Source organism: Serratia silvae (genome assembly GCF_023282985.1).
GTDB classification, from domain to species: Bacteria; Pseudomonadota; Gammaproteobacteria; order Enterobacterales; family Enterobacteriaceae; genus Chania; species Chania silvae.
Map to the genome: position 1 here is coordinate 21,672 of NZ_JAGQDC010000015.1, position 15,042 is coordinate 36,713.

At 54.8% G+C, this 15,042-nt stretch carries 10 protein-coding genes and 5 pseudogenes; 9 read left to right on the forward strand and 6 right to left on the reverse strand.

Going from position 1 to position 15,042, the window contains the following annotated elements:
- Window positions 1–71 precede the first annotated feature (71 nt).
- Window positions 72–608, forward strand: a complete 537-nt coding sequence (locus tag KAJ71_RS16960) for a MarR family winged helix-turn-helix transcriptional regulator (protein ID WP_248946812.1) — start codon at window positions 72–74, stop codon at window positions 606–608.
- 32 nt (window positions 609–640) lie between these two features.
- On the opposite strand, the gene KAJ71_RS16965 is transcribed toward KAJ71_RS16960, so the two are convergent.
- Window positions 641–1,558 (reverse strand): DMT family transporter, encoded by a 918-nt coding sequence (locus KAJ71_RS16965; protein ID WP_248946813.1) that lies wholly within the window; start codon window positions 1,556–1,558, stop codon window positions 641–643.
- Between the two features lie 235 nt (window positions 1,559–1,793).
- On the opposite strand from KAJ71_RS16965, the gene dcuC reads away from it, so the two are divergent.
- From dcuC to KAJ71_RS16990, 5 genes and pseudogenes are all read left to right on the forward strand, one after another.
- Window positions 1,794–3,164 (forward strand): C4-dicarboxylate transporter DcuC, encoded by a 1,371-nt coding sequence (gene dcuC / locus KAJ71_RS16970; protein WP_248946814.1) that lies wholly within the window; start codon window positions 1,794–1,796, stop codon window positions 3,162–3,164.
- 10 nt (window positions 3,165–3,174) lie between these two features.
- Window positions 3,175–4,452 carry an amidohydrolase gene (locus tag KAJ71_RS16975; protein ID WP_248946815.1) on the forward strand — a complete coding sequence of 426 codons (1,278 nt, stop codon included), beginning with the start codon at window positions 3,175–3,177 and terminating at the stop codon, window positions 4,450–4,452.
- Between the two features lie 28 nt (window positions 4,453–4,480).
- Window positions 4,481–5,401: a type II asparaginase gene (locus KAJ71_RS16980; protein ID WP_248946816.1), complete on the forward strand. Its 921-nt coding sequence runs from the start codon at window positions 4,481–4,483 to the stop codon at window positions 5,399–5,401.
- 215 nt (window positions 5,402–5,616) lie between these two features.
- A pseudogene (locus KAJ71_RS16985) lies at window positions 5,617–6,675 on the forward strand (IS91 family transposase); the annotation flags it as partial.
- A pseudogene (locus tag KAJ71_RS16990) lies at window positions 6,672–7,002 on the forward strand (ATP-binding protein); the annotation flags it as partial. The pseudogenes KAJ71_RS16985 and KAJ71_RS16990, both read left to right, overlap by 4 nt.
- 196 nt (window positions 7,003–7,198) lie before the next feature.
- Here the strand turns inward: KAJ71_RS16990 and KAJ71_RS16995 are convergent.
- Window positions 7,199–7,429: pseudogene (locus KAJ71_RS16995) on the reverse strand (IS6 family transposase); the annotation flags it as partial.
- A gap of 186 nt (window positions 7,430–7,615) precedes the next feature.
- Between KAJ71_RS16995 and KAJ71_RS17000 the strand changes: the two are divergent.
- Both KAJ71_RS17000 and KAJ71_RS17005 read left to right on the forward strand, forming a co-directional pair.
- Window positions 7,616–8,428 carry a helix-turn-helix domain-containing protein gene (locus KAJ71_RS17000; protein WP_248946817.1) on the forward strand — a complete coding sequence of 271 codons (813 nt, stop codon included), beginning with the start codon at window positions 7,616–7,618 and terminating at the stop codon, window positions 8,426–8,428.
- Window positions 8,429–8,495: 67 nt separating this feature from the next.
- Entirely contained in the window at window positions 8,496–8,801 is a 306-nt protein-coding gene (locus KAJ71_RS17005; protein ID WP_248946818.1) for a DUF6506 family protein, read from the forward strand.
- 440 nt (window positions 8,802–9,241) lie between these two features.
- On the opposite strand, the pseudogene KAJ71_RS17015 reads toward KAJ71_RS17005, so the two are convergent.
- Window positions 9,242–9,625 (reverse strand): annotated as a pseudogene (locus KAJ71_RS17015) (transposase); the annotation flags it as partial.
- Between the two features lie 78 nt (window positions 9,626–9,703).
- Between KAJ71_RS17015 and KAJ71_RS17020 the strand changes: the two are divergent.
- Window positions 9,704–10,180 (forward strand): annotated as a pseudogene (locus KAJ71_RS17020) (nucleoside hydrolase); the annotation flags it as partial.
- A 36-nt stretch (window positions 10,181–10,216) separates the two neighbouring features.
- Here KAJ71_RS17020 and metF read toward each other — a convergent pair.
- From metF to metB, 3 genes are all read right to left on the reverse strand, one after another.
- Window positions 10,217–11,116: a methylenetetrahydrofolate reductase gene (metF, locus tag KAJ71_RS17025; RefSeq protein ID WP_248946819.1), complete on the reverse strand. Its 900-nt coding sequence runs from the start codon at window positions 11,114–11,116 to the stop codon at window positions 10,217–10,219.
- Between the two features lie 214 nt (window positions 11,117–11,330).
- Entirely contained in the window at window positions 11,331–13,766 is a 2,436-nt protein-coding gene (locus KAJ71_RS17030) for a bifunctional aspartate kinase/homoserine dehydrogenase II (RefSeq protein ID WP_248946820.1), read from the reverse strand.
- Window positions 13,767–13,769: 3 nt separating this feature from the next.
- Entirely contained in the window at window positions 13,770–14,930 is a 1,161-nt protein-coding gene (metB, locus tag KAJ71_RS17035; RefSeq protein WP_248946821.1) for a cystathionine gamma-synthase, read from the reverse strand.
- Window positions 14,931–15,042 lie beyond the last annotated feature (112 nt).

Sequence of the window (15,042 nt, forward strand, 5' to 3'; positions counted from 1 at the left end):
CGCAGGTAACAACGCTGCAGCTTGAAAGACGACGGGTATATGCGATGAATTCAGTCAGGAAGAGATAAACGATGGGCGATAAGACCAATATCACTGAAACAGATTTCGTTGATCGTTTAATCCAGGAATGGTTAGACACGGTACCTACTTTAGATTTGTCTGGCCTGCCGGTGATCGCCAGGATCGTGCGCATGAGCCACTATATCTCGCAGTTTGTCGATGCCAACTTCGCACGCTATAACCTGACTATTGGTGAATTCGAAGTGCTGGCTGCCCTGGCCCGCAACCCCGACCGCCAACTTTCGCCCAAAGATCTGCAAGAGAAAATCCTGATTTCCTCCGGCGGCCTATCCAACCGGATTAATCGCCTGGAAAATAAAAAGTATATTGTCCGCATGCCCGATCCTTCGGACAGACGCGGCGTGATCGTTAAAATCACGCCGGAAGGCCGGAAATTAACCCTGGAAACGGTAGAAACTCATGTGGCGATCGAAAAAGCCTTGATCCAGGGGCTGGGCGCAGAAGATCAAGACCAGCTGGCGGATCTACTGAAGAAATTGATCCTCTCGCAAAAATCACAGTTGAACGAAAAAACCAAATCAGCCTAATAATATCAACAAACTCGTTAGGGTGAGGGCATCTATTGATTGGGCGCTCTCTCACCGCGCAATACCAACCACAGTCCGGCTAAAATCAGGCATAACCCACCAAAGGCCAACATGCTGATCGGCTCCCTTACCACCACGATCGCCAGCGCAAAGGCCACGATCGGCTCAAACAATCCCAAAGCAACACAGGTCGCCGCACTCATGTGTTTCAATGCCAGGGTAAACAGCAGGTAGGCGATGCCGGTGGTACAAATCCCCAGATAAGCGATGATCAGCCAGGTTGGCAAGGTCAGTGACGGCGTACCCGCCATCCTCCAAGCCACCGGCACGGCGATCAGCATGGCGATGGCAAAGGTGTGTTTGGTGATGGTTAACGGTGACGCGATGGCCACCAGCCGCTTGCTAAGCAAGGTATACAGCGCATAGCAAAAACCGGCCCCCAGACAGGTCATCAGCCCGACCGGGTTAATCACCCAGGAAGCCGATTGTGAAAGCACCATCCAGATCCCACCACTGGTGGCACACAACACCCCTCCCCACCACAATGCGCTCGGTGACTTTCTCAACCAGACGGCTTCCAATATGCCAGCCCAGATCGGCGCGCTACCAATCGTCGTGGCTGTGCCCACGGCTATCCCGGTAGCTTTTACCCCGGCAAAGAAAGCCAGATTATATAGCCCCATGCACACCCCGGCACCGACCACAAAGCCCCAGTACAGATGGCGTTGTGCCGAAACCTGCTGCCCTTCGTCGCTGGCCGTTGCCGTATTTTTAGCCTGGCGGTAAGCAAACAGCAGTTGGAAGAATAGGCAAGCTAGCACCAGCCTCAGTGCCCCGAGCCAGTAAGGCGACGCCGAGCCGGGTGCCAGGCTTTGCGCCGTTCCCACCGTGCCCCACAAGAAAGCAGCAGATAATGTTAACAAAACGCCAATTAAAGAGAACTTTTTCATACTGGTGGCTTATCCGTAGGCAGAACATCCGTAGAAATTTATCTTCACGTTAAGATACTTTCTTTGCATAGTAAATGCCGAATTTCTTGCCCAATAAGGAACCCACAATAAATGCAATTAAGATCAAAATTACCGGTACTATTCGTTGCAGGTAATAGACAAAGCTCTTACCTTCTTAAAAGTATCTTCACAGAAAGATATTTATCATGAAGATTGATGATGACAGGGGAAGCAAATGGATGTAGCACTAATAATCAGCTTGGCAGTGCTCGTGGTGGCCGGTTACGCCATTGCCAAGAACTACGACACCAAGCTGGTGTTGTTTAGCGCAGGGATCGTACTCATGTTGGCGGCAGCCACCTTGGGTTTACCTATTTTGAGTGTCGGGACAGGAACAGGCACCGTCTGGCTGGATCCGTTAAAACAAATCGAGCTGGATTTCATCAAGCAGTTTAGCCGGGCAGGCATCATCATCATGGTGCTGTTCGGCTTTTCCGCTTATATGTCGCACATTGGCGCAAACGATGTCGCGGTTAAAATCATGTCAAAACCCATCGCCAAGATCCGCTCCCCCTATATTCTAGTACCAATCGTGTTCTGGATAGGGTCACTGCTGTCGTTGATCATTCCCAGCGCCGCCTCTCTTGCCGTGATTTTAATGGCCACGCTTTACCCCATTCTGCGCGTGGCAAAAATGTCCTCACTCAGCGCCGCTGGGGTCATTGCCACCACCGCTACCATCGTGCCCACACCGCTGGGTGGCGATAATGTGGTCGCAGCCAAAATCCTGGGTTTCGAGCACGTGGTGGACTACGTCACTATGCACCATGCCGTTATCTCACTGCCGGTGCTGGTCATTATCGGCATCGCGCACTATTTCTGGCAAAAGTACATGGATAAACGCCAGGGTGCAGCCGCATTTACCGACGTCGATGAAAGTAAATTGACCACCAACAACCAACTCCCTCCGGCTTACTACGCCCTGTTCCCGCTGATCCCGTTATTCCTGATCGTGTTATTCGGCCTGTTCTTCCGCCAGATCAAAATCGGCCTGGTGGAAATTACCCTGTTCTCTTTTGCCTTGGCTTTTATTGTCGAACTGATCCGCAAAGGCGACCTGCGTGAGCAAATGAAGAACTCATCGCTGTTCTTCACCGGCATGGGGCAAGGTTTCTCACAGGTTGTAGTGTTGATCGTTGCTGCCAGCACCCTGGTAGCCGGGTTGACTGCCATCGGGGCCATCAGCACTGTGGCCTCGCTGGTTAAAGAGGTCAATAACGTCGGGATCGGCCTGATGTTTATCTTCTCCGGCCTGACCGCGCTGATCACACTGATCAGCGGTAGCGGTAATGCGGTGTTCTACTCCTTTATTGAGCTTATTCCGTCCATCGCCACGCAGGCTCACGTCGATCCGGTGATGATTGCCTTGCCTATGCAGCTGACCTCAAACCTGATCCGCGCGATATCGCCAGTCTCTGCGGTGGTGATCATCGTGGCATCAGTAGTCAAAGTCAGCCCGATTGAGGTGGTCAAAAGAACCTCGGTGCCGTTGCTAGTCGGGTTCGTCGCCACCCTGATTTTCACGCTGATCCGCTATTCATTCTGAGGAAATGACCATGAGCACTATCGCCCCCCGCACCCTGATTAACTGGCGGCGTCAATTTCATGCTTACCCGGAAACCGGCTGGACCGAATTTGCCACCACCGCCCGCGTGATCCAGACGTTGGAATCCATGGGGCATCAGGTGTTAACCGGGACACAGGTTATCAATCCCGACTTTGTCCGTGGCTACAATCAGCAGGCGGTAAAGAACTCGCAGGCCGCTGCTAAAGCCGCCGGCGTTGATGAGGGCATTTTGCTCAGGATTGGTGATTACACCGGTTGTGCTGCGGTTTTCGATACCGGCAGACCTGGCCCGGTGGTGGCGCTGCGTTTTGAACTGGATTGTGTCAACGTGCAGGAGTCAACCTGTACGTCCCATACGCCGCAGCAGGAAAACTTCGCCTCTAGCCAACCCGGATTTATGCATGCCTGCGGCCACGACGGCCACATGGCGATAGGACTCGGCGTGGCGCAATGGCTGATGGATCACCGTGACCAACTACATGGCTGCGTCAAGCTGCTGTTCCAACCGGCGGAAGAAGGCGTGCGGGGTGCGCGTCCAATGGCTGAAAGCGGCATTCTGGACGATGTGGACTTCTTTGCCTGCGGCCACCTGGGCTGTGACATCCCCAGCAACACCATCGTAGCTGCGCCGGAGAAATTCCTCTCGACGCTGAAGATCGACATGAGCTTCCAAGGCAAAGCCGCCCATGCCGGTATGGAGCCCCATCTGGGTAAAAACGCCCTAGCAGCGGCCTGCCACACCACGCTGCAACTCCTTAGCCTGCCGACACACGGCGAAGGTATGACGCGCGTTAACGTCGGGGTGCTACACGGCGGCGAAGGGCGCAACGTCATCCCAAGCCATGCGCAAATGCAGGTCGAAGTGCGGGGCGAGAACGAAAAAATCAATAACTTCATGTATGAAGAAGCGATGCGCCGCGCCCAGGGGGCCGCGCTCAGCTTTGACGTGCAGCTCGAAACCCAGATCATGGGGGAAGCGGTCAACTTCGTGCCCGATGATGAAATGACGGAGCTGATCATGTCCATCGCCAGGGACATCCCCTCAGTGGAACACGTGCAACGCAGCATGAACTTTAACGGCAGCGATGACGCCACCGTGCTGATCAAGCGAGTGCAGTCTCACGGCGGCAAGGCGGCCTACTTTGTGATTGGCTCCGATCTGAAGGCGGGCCACCACCAATCCGAGTTTGATATCGACGAAGACCAGCTGTTCACTGGCTATACCCTCTTCACCCAGTTGCTTGAGCGCCTCTTGCTGGCCCGTTGAACGCGGCCTATTTTCCAAGGAGAGAGAAATGAACAAATCGACACTGGCCGTTCTGTTGGCAAGCACGCTACTCGCCCTGCCGGTAGCCGCACAGACGGGGAAACCCCAAGTCACCATCCTGGCGACCGGCGGCACCATTGCGGGCAGCTCAGCCTCCAAGACGGACACCACTGGTTATAAGGCGGGGGCCGTCGGCATTGATACCCTGATCGCCGCCGTGCCTGAAATGGCGCAGGTTGCCGAGGTGAAAGGTGAGCAAATCTCCAATACCATCAGCGGCGACGTCAATGACCAGGTTCTGCTTACCCTGAGCAAGCGAGTCAATCAGCTGTTGAACCAACAGGGGCAGCAGGGCGTCGTCATCACGCACGGCACCGATACCTTGGAAGAAACCGCCTTCTTCCTCGATTTAACCGTTAATAGCAAACAACCCGTGGTAATGGTTGGATCGATGCGCCCGGCAACGGCCATCAGTGCGGACGGCCCAATGAACCTGCTGGAAGCGGTGACGCTAGCCACGGCCAAGCAGGCAGAAAACCGGGGAACGCTGGTGGTGTTAAATGACCGCATCGGCTCCGCCTTTTACACCAGCAAAACCAACTCCACCACGCTGGACACTTTTAAAGCCACGGAACCCGGCTATCTGGGGCTGTTTGTCAGCGGACAACCCAAATTCTACTACACCGCCGCCCAGCCAATCGATAAGCGCTATTTTGACATCAGTAAACTCACCAACCTGCCGAAGGTTGAAATACTCTATTCCTACCAGGCACAGGACACCGCCATCCTGAATGCGGCTCTAAAGAGCGGCGCTAAAGGCATTGTCATCGCCGGTAATGGCAACGGGAACGTGTCTACCAGTGTGGAGGAGGCCATTGGCAAGTTACACCAGCAAGGTATCCCGGTGGTGATGTCCACGCGTACCGGCGCAGGCTATGTCAGAACGTAGCGCCCCTTCGGGGCGAGCACGGCAGCAAAGCTGCCTCAACCGTCCTTAAGACCCTGCCTCACATCAACGCCGGCGGCAGCTGATCGTGCCCAGCCCCTCGCGATGGCGCCCCCCACTGCCGCGTTGACGCCCGCATAAATTAGCACGCCTGCGACGTGAGCCGGCTGACGCCGAGGCTCTTTTCCCATGCCCTGCCACCCTCTATACTCTGCACAATGTATATTCCGCGACCCGCAAAGCTGCTGTTCCAGCATGACGACGGCTGGAGCCAGTACCTGGATAAACATGGCGACACCCTCAGCGACTGGACCAAACTCGCCGTCGAGCGCATGCTCGCCTGCGGCACCTGCCTCATGGGCATTCGTCGTTACTGCTGTGCCTCACAGCACAGTACCCATTCCCGCTTCTTCTGCCAGAGCTGCAAGTCCAAGGCCTGCAGCAGTTGCGGCCTCAAGGCCACCGAGCAGTGGATTGCCGAGCAACAACACATCCTGCCCGACTGCGACTGGCAGCATATCACCTTCACCATGCCCCACTTGTTGTGGCCGTTCTTCAATAACAACTGGCCCTTGCTCAACGACCTGTTTCGCTGCGCGACCCGCGCCATGCTCCGCTGGGCACGCCGGCAGGGTATCGAAGTCGGCATCTTCTGTGCTCTCCACACCTACGGCCGACAGCTCAATCAGCACCCACATATCCACGTCTCCGTCACCCGCGGCGGGCTCGACGTCAAACACAGCGCCTAGCGACAGCTGTTCTTTAAAAAGAAACAGGTAGAGCACATCTGGCGCAACGCCGTTATTTACCTGCTGCGTGACAACTATGCGCGCATCAACCCCAGTGGCCTGCCGGGCCTAGGCCATATACGTAACGAGGAGCGGTGGTACCGCTACCTCCATGCGCAATATCGTCGAGCATGGAAAGTGCACTTTGCCAAAAAGACCCGGGGCGCGTGGCACAGCGTGAAATACCTTGGCCGTTATCTGAAACGCCCGCCGGTGGCGGCCTCCCAGCTCCGGCATTACCGCGGCGGCGCTGTGGTTCATCAATATTACGACCACCGCACGCAGCAGCACAAATGCCAGAAAATCAGCCAGGAAGAGATGCTGCGGCGCTATATCAGCCATATTCCGGCACGGCATTTTAAGATGGTGCGTTACTACGGCTTTTTGGCCAACCGCAAACGGGGCCAACTGTTGCCGAAGGTCTACGAAGCGCTGTCGATGACGGTGCGGGATAAGCCCAAACGGCCCGGGTTCGCGGTGTTGATGAAATGCTGGCGCAGGGCCGGGTAGACGGTAGCTGGCTGAAGCACCTGAAACAACTGCAAAAAACGCAGGTGCTAATCCTGGACGATCTCGGTCTGGAACCCCTGAGCAACGCGCAATGTAACGACCTACTGGAAATAGTGGAAGACCGGTACGGACACCCTGGTGGTGAGCCAATTCCCGGTAGATAAGTGGCACGGGCTGATGGAAAGCCCGACAACGGCAGATGCGATCCTGGACAGACTGGTACATAACGGCCACAGGCTGGTACTGCAAGGAGAATCGATGAGGAAAAGCAAAACAGCAGTGGAAAGCGAGGAAAAAACAGGTTAAAAAGCAGTAGAAAAAGTTAGAGCATCCCGGTTGACCGAATGGATACGAAATACGTGATCGAACTTCGATGCCAATCCGTGATCGAACAGAGCGGAATACGCAGGGATTGTCACCTGCGGAACAATTTTATCTGTTGGCTGCCTAAATAACCGGCAGCGCCACTTTTGCTAACTTCTTACGCTAATGCGACAGAGCCCCACCGACGACCCACTGAGCGTTTATGTCGGCGAAACGCCTTATCCAGCAAGGGCACCAGGCGGATGACCCAGCGGTGAAGCGTGGAATGGTCAACGACAATGCCGAGTTCTGTCATCATTTCTTCCAGGTTGCGCAAACTCAGGGCGTAAGCGAGATACCCGCGAACACACTGGGCGATAACATCAGTGGGGTAATGCAGGCGACGGAAGGCTTTTCGGATCAGAGACATGGGCAGGCAACATCGTAAAAAAACAGCATATTACCTGACGACGCCTTAATGCGACAGAACCCAATAAATGCCTTTGAGAGACTTCTGTAAAAATATCATAGACAGAAGCCCATTTGATAGAAATGCCGTGCAGGCAGATAGGCTAATATAACGTATTGTTTTTTTCTCGGGATATGGATATTACGGATGAAATTTACCGAACTGAAACCTTCACCACACCTTCACCCCTGGATTAGTCGATACTGGTCCTGGCAGGACGAGATACAACTCCCCCCTCTGCTACCAGGTAGTGGGGCTGAACTCTTTTTTTTCTGGCGGCAGAAAATTAAAATTTCAGATAAAAAACAAAGTTTTAGCAGCCACCAGCGCAGCGTCATTCTGCTACCACGTAATAACCACTTTCATTTCCATTCCGAGGTGCCTGTAAGCTTCATTGCCGTTAGATTTCGCGTTAGTGCATTACGTCACTTTTGTCCTCAGAATGAAGTTGAAATGGCAGATACCTTTCTTCACCCGGCTGATATATGGGGAAAAAGTATCTTACAGTTAGAAGATCAACTCAGCGAGACCCAAAATTTGACAGGGCAAGTTAAGATAATTGAAAATTTCTTAACTGAGAAACTAAATCGATATCATAGGGATAATCACCCCTGGTTAGATGCCGCAGCTAAAATGATGTATTACGAGCATAAAACGGCCTCTCAGCAGGATTTTGTTGCGTTATCTGGTTTTGGTCGTCGCTATTTTCAGCAGGTATTTAGGCAACATTTCGGCATAACCCCCTGTCATCTCCATCGTATCATCCGTTTAGAGCAGCTTACCCGCCATCTTTTACTTAACTGCCAGCGGGATTATCTGGACAGTGCCCTAGATTATGGATACTACGACCAGTCGCACTTCATAAAGGATTTTCGTCATTTTATCGGAACTACGCCGAGTGTTTTTTTTCTGGAGCATAACTTCTGTTCGCATTTTTACAATCCGCCCATTGTGCCATGAACTAACCTACTCCTTCTCACAACAGCGACAACTATGTTGCTATTTAACATTAAATAAAGGAATAGATATGTCTCTTAAAGCGGCGTTTATTTTCTTGGCTCCAGAAGGTAATGCAGATATCCACCATAGCAATGTGGTCACTGACAGTGTCAGTGTTAACACGTATGCCGTCAGGAGTTATCAGGCAGCCTGTGAACTTTCTCAAAAACTGGTTTTACAAAATATCACAGCCATTGAATTATGCGGTGGATTTGGTATCGAGGGCGTGGCAGCTGTAAAACGTGCTATTGAAGGCAGGGCTGTTGTCGGTGTTGTTCGTTTTGATTGTCACCCAGGGCTTCAGTATCAGAGTGGCGATACTTTGTTCAAATAATGTCAGACATGCATGTGTGCTCAAAGTGTCACCTTTGGGCACTTTTATCGGCTCTGTCACATTAGCGTAAGAAGTTAGCAAAAGTGGCGCTGCCGGTTATTTAGGCAGCCAACAGATAAAATTGTTCCGCAGGTGACAATCCGTAAGCGTATAGCGACGGCCGTATTGACAGCCACCGGGTAGCTTATTCTCTTGATGGTTAGGAATCTGGATCAAATTTTTTGAGGATTCCTGACCATGAACGACTCAATCAACGGTTGCAGAATGGACACCGGCTTTTCGGTCGGATGATGACGATTGCCGGTGTATTCCCAGGGCTGCACATCAGAGCGGGGTTGCGCCGGCAACGCCGGGCGCCCTTTTGCCAAAATGTAGGCACATTCATGCTGGTAGCCGACAAAGGCCGATTTGGAGGCGTAGGGTTTGGTAAACACCATATGTCCGACGACGCGGAACCCGGCCTGTTTCCAGGCGACCATAAAGGTGCCGCGTGTGGGATTTTTAAAAGGGGTGCAGACGGACTTCGCTCGTCTGCTGACGCAGGAATAATCCGGGCAACGAAGCGGGAGCTTCATTAACGTAAAAATGGAATCAATGAAGCCCTGAGCGGCACGTAGCGTGAGGCGAAAGACGCGTTTGAGCATCAGTACAGTGGAAATAGCTAATGCAGAATAACGTTATGGACGCCCTCGTGAAGCGGTTTTTGGGTCGTCGTACCAGGCCTGGATGGCCGACTCATCAAGCCAGAATGTCAGTGAACCCCGATTGACGAGAGCCTTGTTGTAGGCGTTCCAGTTGGTGATTTTGAACTTTTGCTTTGCCACGGGATACCGCCAGAGGGGCAGGAATGTGGTGATCTGATCCTGATTGCGGCCAAAAGTTCGATTTATTCAACAAAGCCGATGGGAGGCTCCGCCAGCCGTGGCAACCATACGCCAAACGCGGAGTTTAATATCTACGTGGATCCCGAGGCCGCCAGCATGGTGTTTGCCAGCGGTATCCCGATTGTCATGTGCGGGCTGGACGTCACCAACCGGGCTACGCTCACCGCCGAGATGATCGCCAGCTTACCCACGCTGAACCGCACCGGGGCCATGCTGCATAGCCTGTTCCAACACTATCGGGGTGGGAGTATGAGCCGTGGGTTGAAGATGCACGATCTGTGCGCTCTGGCCTATCTGGCAAAATCCGAGTTATTTACCACTCAGGCCTGCCATGTGGCGGTAGAGACGCAAGGTGAACTGACTAGAGGAACGACCTGCGTCGATCTGGCCAACCGTCTGAAACTGCCAGCCAATGCCGAAGTCTGTCTGGAAATCGATGTCGAAGGATTCCGGCAGTGGTTCCTGGAGATGCTCACCCACCCGGCCGTTCCTTGATGATGGCGCGGTTGCCGCAACGGCAACCGCAATCTATCAGCCAGCCACTGCACAAGGGCGCACGCCCAGGGTATGGCAGATGGCGTAACTCATTTCCGCACGGTTTAGCGTATAGAAGTGGAAATCTTTGACCCCTTCGCGGCTGAGGATCTTCACCATATCCATGGCGATATTAGCACCGACCATCTTGCGGGTTTCCGCATCATCATCCAGCCCGGCAAACATGCTGGTCATCCAGCTTGGCACCCGCACGTTGGTCATGGTGGCAAAGCGCTGGAGCTGCTTGAAGTTGGAGACCGGCAAAATACCCGGCACGATTTCGACATCAATACCGGCGGTCACACAGCGGTCACGGAAGCGCAGATAGCTTTCAACGTCGAAAAAGAACTGGGTGATGGCACGGTTGGCACCGGCATCGATTTTACGTTTCAGGTTGATCAGATCTGACTGTGCGCTTTTTGCTTCCGGATGCACTTCCGGGTAGGCCGCAACGGAAATATCAAAATCGCCAACGTCTTTGAGCAGTGTGACCAGATCTGTCGCGTACATTTCCGGCTTGCCACCGCCTGGTGGTAAATCGCCGCGCAGCGCGACAATATGGCGGATACCGCTGTTCCAGTAATCGGTAGCGATCTCACGCAGTTGCGCCGGGCTGGCATCAATACAGGTCAGGTGAGGGGCAGCTTCCAGGCCGGTACGCTCTTTGATCCCCTTGATGATGCTGTGAGTACGGTCGCGCTCACCGGAGTTGGCACCGTAGGTCACAGAGACAAACTTGGGTTTGAGGCTGCTCAGGCGATCGATCGACTGCCACAAGGTGTCTTCCATCTCGCTGGTACGCGGCGGGAAGAACTCAAACGACACGTTAATCTGGCCGTTTAACTCTGCCAGACTCTGATTCAGCGCTTCCCGCTGGTTTGCGTGATAAAAACTCATACCCTGTCCGCCTCTTATCGATCACTGTTTTGCTTCGTTATAATAAGCGTCTATACGTTTAGACGTCTAGATAGAAAATGCCGGATGTTGCCTGAAGAGTCAACAGGAAAGTGAGGGGGATACGATGATTAATCCTCACGCAGGATGAGAGAATTTCATGTTGAATGATTGAAGGGGGGCAGCGCAGCGCCACCCCCGAGGCTAAAGTGAGGATTTAAAGCAGTTGTGCCAAGCGGTTAAGGTCGGACTGGATGGCTCCAGCAGTCACGTCGCGACCGGCCCCTGGCCCACGGATCACCAGCGGGTTGTCCCGGTACCAGCGGCTTTCGATGGCAAACACGTTGTCACAAGGCAGCAGCGAAGCCAGCGGATGTTCTGGCCGCACGGCCTCAACGCCAACGCGCGCTTTGCCATTGGCATCGAAACGCGCCACATGGCGCAGCACCAGGCCCATTTCGTTGGCCGCTTCGAAGCGCTGTAACATTTGCTGATTCAGCGCATCGCCGTTCTCGAAGAACTGATCGATCGAGCCTTGCTCCGTGCCTGCAGGCACCAGCGACTCCACACGCACCTGATTAGGTTCAATGTCATAGCCCGCCTCACGCGCCAGGATGACCAGCTTACGCATCACGTCTTGCCCAGACAGGTCAACACGCGGATCCGGTTCCGTCAGCCCCTGCTGCCACGCCTGATCCACCAACTCGGTGAACGGTACCGTGCCATCAAATTGCAGGAACAACCAGGACAGCGTGCCGGAGAAGATACCGCTGATCGCCAGAATGCTGTCCCCGCTGTCGCGCAGATCGCGCACGGTATGGTTCACCGGTAACCCGGCCCCCACAGTGGCGTTATACAGCCAGTGGCGGCCCGTTTTGGCAAACGCATCGCGGATCTGGCGGTAATTGGCGCTGCACGAGGCCCCCGCCAGCTTGTTGGCACTGATCACATGGAAGCCATAGCTGGCAAAGTCCAGATATTGCTCCGCCAACTCCTCGCTGGCGGTGACGTCGAGCACCACCAGATCGTCGAACGGGTGTGCCCGCATCCACAGGAACAGCGACTCTTCGTCCAGCTCCTGCGCTTCATCTTCAAAGAACGCCAGCGCGCGGCTGGCATCCAGCCCTTCGTAATTGAGCAGGCTACGGCGGCTGTCCACCACCCCGGCCAGGCTAAACTCAAAGCCACTACGCGCAGAGATATTCTTCTGTTCGCGAGCAAACAGCTCCAGCCAACGCGAACCAATATTGCCTTTGCCAAACAACACCAAGCCAATACGCTTTTCCGCACGGAACAACGTTTGGTGCAGGCCCTGGATCAGCAGACCGGTTGGACCCTGACGCAGCACCGCCACCAAGCTGATACCATCCTCAGCCTGCCAGATGAACTCCACCGGCTGGTCCTTCAACTGCTGATAGAAACGGTGGCTATGCAGCGGATTCTTGCACACGCCCGCCCCCACCAGCGCGACCAGCGCCAACCCTTCACGCAGTTGCAACTCACCAGGTAACCCGGTCTCCTGCAAAATACGCAGCACGCTGCCCACCACTTCCGAGGTGTAGCACAGCTGGATCAGGTTACGGTCAGGATGCACCCCTATGGCCAACGGTTTGATCTGCGCACGCTTGAGCACCAGATCCAACTCTTTCTGCGCCAGCTTGAAGTCATGCTGCGGCGCAACGCTGAGTTCGATCAGGCAGACATCATCGTGGCTGGTGACAATTTTGGCTCCGGTACCGGAAGCCAGCACGCGCTCGATACGGGTTGAGCCCTGCTCCGGCTGATAGCTACAGCGCAGTTGCAAATCGATATCGCTGCCAGACACCGGCTGCAAGGTGCGGGTATGCAGCACCGGAGCCGCCAGACGGGCCAGTTCACTGGCCTCATCCAGGCGCAACAGCGGCAGCAGGCAGGCATCTTTCACTTTGCGCGGATCGGCGCTGTAAACCCCGGCCACGTCGCTCCAGATGGTGACTCGCTCCACGCCAGCCAATGCGCCAACCTGCGTGGCGGAATAGTCACTGCCGTTGCGCCCCAACAGCACGGTTTCACCGCTGTCATTACGCGAAATAAAGCCGGTCACCACCAGACGTTTGCCCGGATGTTGTGCCAACAGTTGCTGCAATAGCGGATAGGAACGGCCTTCGTCAACCTGCGGCTGTGCTGCACGTTCAGCACGGAGGAAATCACGCGCGTCCAGCCATGCCGCTTGCATGTCCTGCTTGTTCAGCACCGCAGCCATCAGGCGGGCTGACCAGATCTCGCCGTGCCCCACCACTTCGGCATACACCGCATCATCAACCTTGCCGTCCAGCAGGATCGCCAAGCGCTCAAGATCGTGGATAAATTCGGCAATCAGCGGTTCCGCCGTCTCCGCAGGCAACAACCCGCCGATCAGTTCACTGTGGTAACGGCGCAGCGTTTGCTGCACCTGATGCGCGGAAAGACGATCGCTCTGGCTGAGCTTCAGCCAGCTAATCAGTTGGTTGGTGGTGCTACCCGCCGCCGACACCACCATCATGTCACCCGGCTGGCTGTATTCGGCCATGATCCCGGCCACCCGCAGATAACACTTCACATCTGCCAGGCTGCTGCCGCCAAATTTGTGCAGTTGACGCCCGCTAACCGGCCCTGCTACCGCAATTGCATTCATGACTTACCTCGTAGCCGCCGCCTGGAAGGCTTGTTCCAGATCGGCAATCAAATCTTCGCTGTCTTCAATCCCCACGGAAACACGCAGCAGGCTTTCGGAAATCCCCGCGGCGGCACGCGCTTCTGGCGCCATACCGGCGTGAGTCATGGTTGCCGCATGTGAGATCAGGCTTTCTACGCCACCCAGGGATTCCGCCAGCGTAAACAGCTCCAGAGCAGACAGGAAACGGCGCAGCAGCGCTTCATCTCCGTCCAGTTCAAAGCTGAGCATGGCACCGAACCCACGTTGCTGACGGCACGCAATCTCATGGCCAGGGTTTTCTGGCAAGGAAGGATGATACAGCTTTTTGACTAAGGGGTGCTGCTGTAAATAGCCGACAATCGCCTCGGCATTATGTTGTGCCGCCTTGATACGCGGCGACAGGGTACGCATCCCCCGCAATAACAAATAGCTATCGAATGCCGCGCCGGTGACGCCAATATTGTTGGCCCACCAGGCCAGTTCAACCGCCAGATCTTTATCTTTAGCGATCACCGCGCCCGCGACCACGTCGGAGTGGCCGTTGAGGTATTTGGTACAAGAGTGGACGACCAGATCGGCACCCAGTTCGATCGGCTGTTGCAGCGCCGGGCTGAGGAAGGTGTTGTCTACCACGGTCAGCGCACCGGCTTCATGGGCAACTTTACAGATGGCGGCAATATCCACTACGCGCAATAGCGGGTTGCTTGGGCTTTCGATCAGCACCAACTTCGGCTTTTGTGCCAATGCCTCACGCAGTGCAGCTTCATTCCCTTGATCGACAAACAGCACCCGATACGCCCCGCGTTTGCTCAGGCTATCGAACAGGCGGTAGCTGCCGCCGTAGCAATCATGAGGGGCCACCAACAGATCGCCCGGTTTGAGAAGTACCGTGGTCACCAGATGGATCGCCGACATCCCGCTTCCGGTCATCACCGCACCCGCACCTCCTTCCAACTCCGCCAGCGCACGCTGCACGACATCACGCGTCGGGTTCCCACGGCGTGAGTAATCATGGGCTCGGGGTTGGTTGAAATCGGTGAAGTTATAGGTGCTGGAAAGGTGGATCGGCGGGACGACGCAGCCGTACTGTTCGTCATCATTCAGACCGCTACGTACGGCAATCGTGGCTGGTTTACGCGTCATAGGGTGGCTCGGCTCTCGGAAAGTGGGGGAATGAGGCCTAAAGATTAACCGCAGCGGATATGGACGTCAATACATCTGGACATCTAAACTTCTTTGCGTATAGATTGAGCAA

What these genes read in the sequence shown, in the direction of transcription:
- KAJ71_RS16960 (WP_248946812.1), top strand. Translation starts at nt 72, where the DNA reads ATGGGCGATAAGACCAATATCACTGAAACAGATTTCGTTGATCGTTTA.
- KAJ71_RS16965 (WP_248946813.1), bottom strand. Translation starts at nt 1,558, where the DNA reads ATGAAAAAGTTCTCTTTAATTGGCGTTTTGTTAACATTATCTGCTGCT.
- dcuC (WP_248946814.1), top strand. Translation starts at nt 1,794, where the DNA reads ATGGATGTAGCACTAATAATCAGCTTGGCAGTGCTCGTGGTGGCCGGT.
- KAJ71_RS16975 (WP_248946815.1), top strand. Translation starts at nt 3,175, where the DNA reads ATGAGCACTATCGCCCCCCGCACCCTGATTAACTGGCGGCGTCAATTT.
- KAJ71_RS16980 (WP_248946816.1), top strand. Translation starts at nt 4,481, where the DNA reads ATGAACAAATCGACACTGGCCGTTCTGTTGGCAAGCACGCTACTCGCC.
- KAJ71_RS17000 (WP_248946817.1), top strand. Translation starts at nt 7,616, where the DNA reads ATGAAATTTACCGAACTGAAACCTTCACCACACCTTCACCCCTGGATT.
- KAJ71_RS17005 (WP_248946818.1), top strand. Translation starts at nt 8,496, where the DNA reads ATGTCTCTTAAAGCGGCGTTTATTTTCTTGGCTCCAGAAGGTAATGCA.
- metF (WP_248946819.1), bottom strand. Translation starts at nt 11,116, where the DNA reads ATGAGTTTTTATCACGCAAACCAGCGGGAAGCGCTGAATCAGAGTCTG.
- KAJ71_RS17030 (WP_248946820.1), bottom strand. Translation starts at nt 13,766, where the DNA reads ATGAATGCAATTGCGGTAGCAGGGCCGGTTAGCGGGCGTCAACTGCAC.
- metB (WP_248946821.1), bottom strand. Translation starts at nt 14,930, where the DNA reads ATGACGCGTAAACCAGCCACGATTGCCGTACGTAGCGGTCTGAATGAT.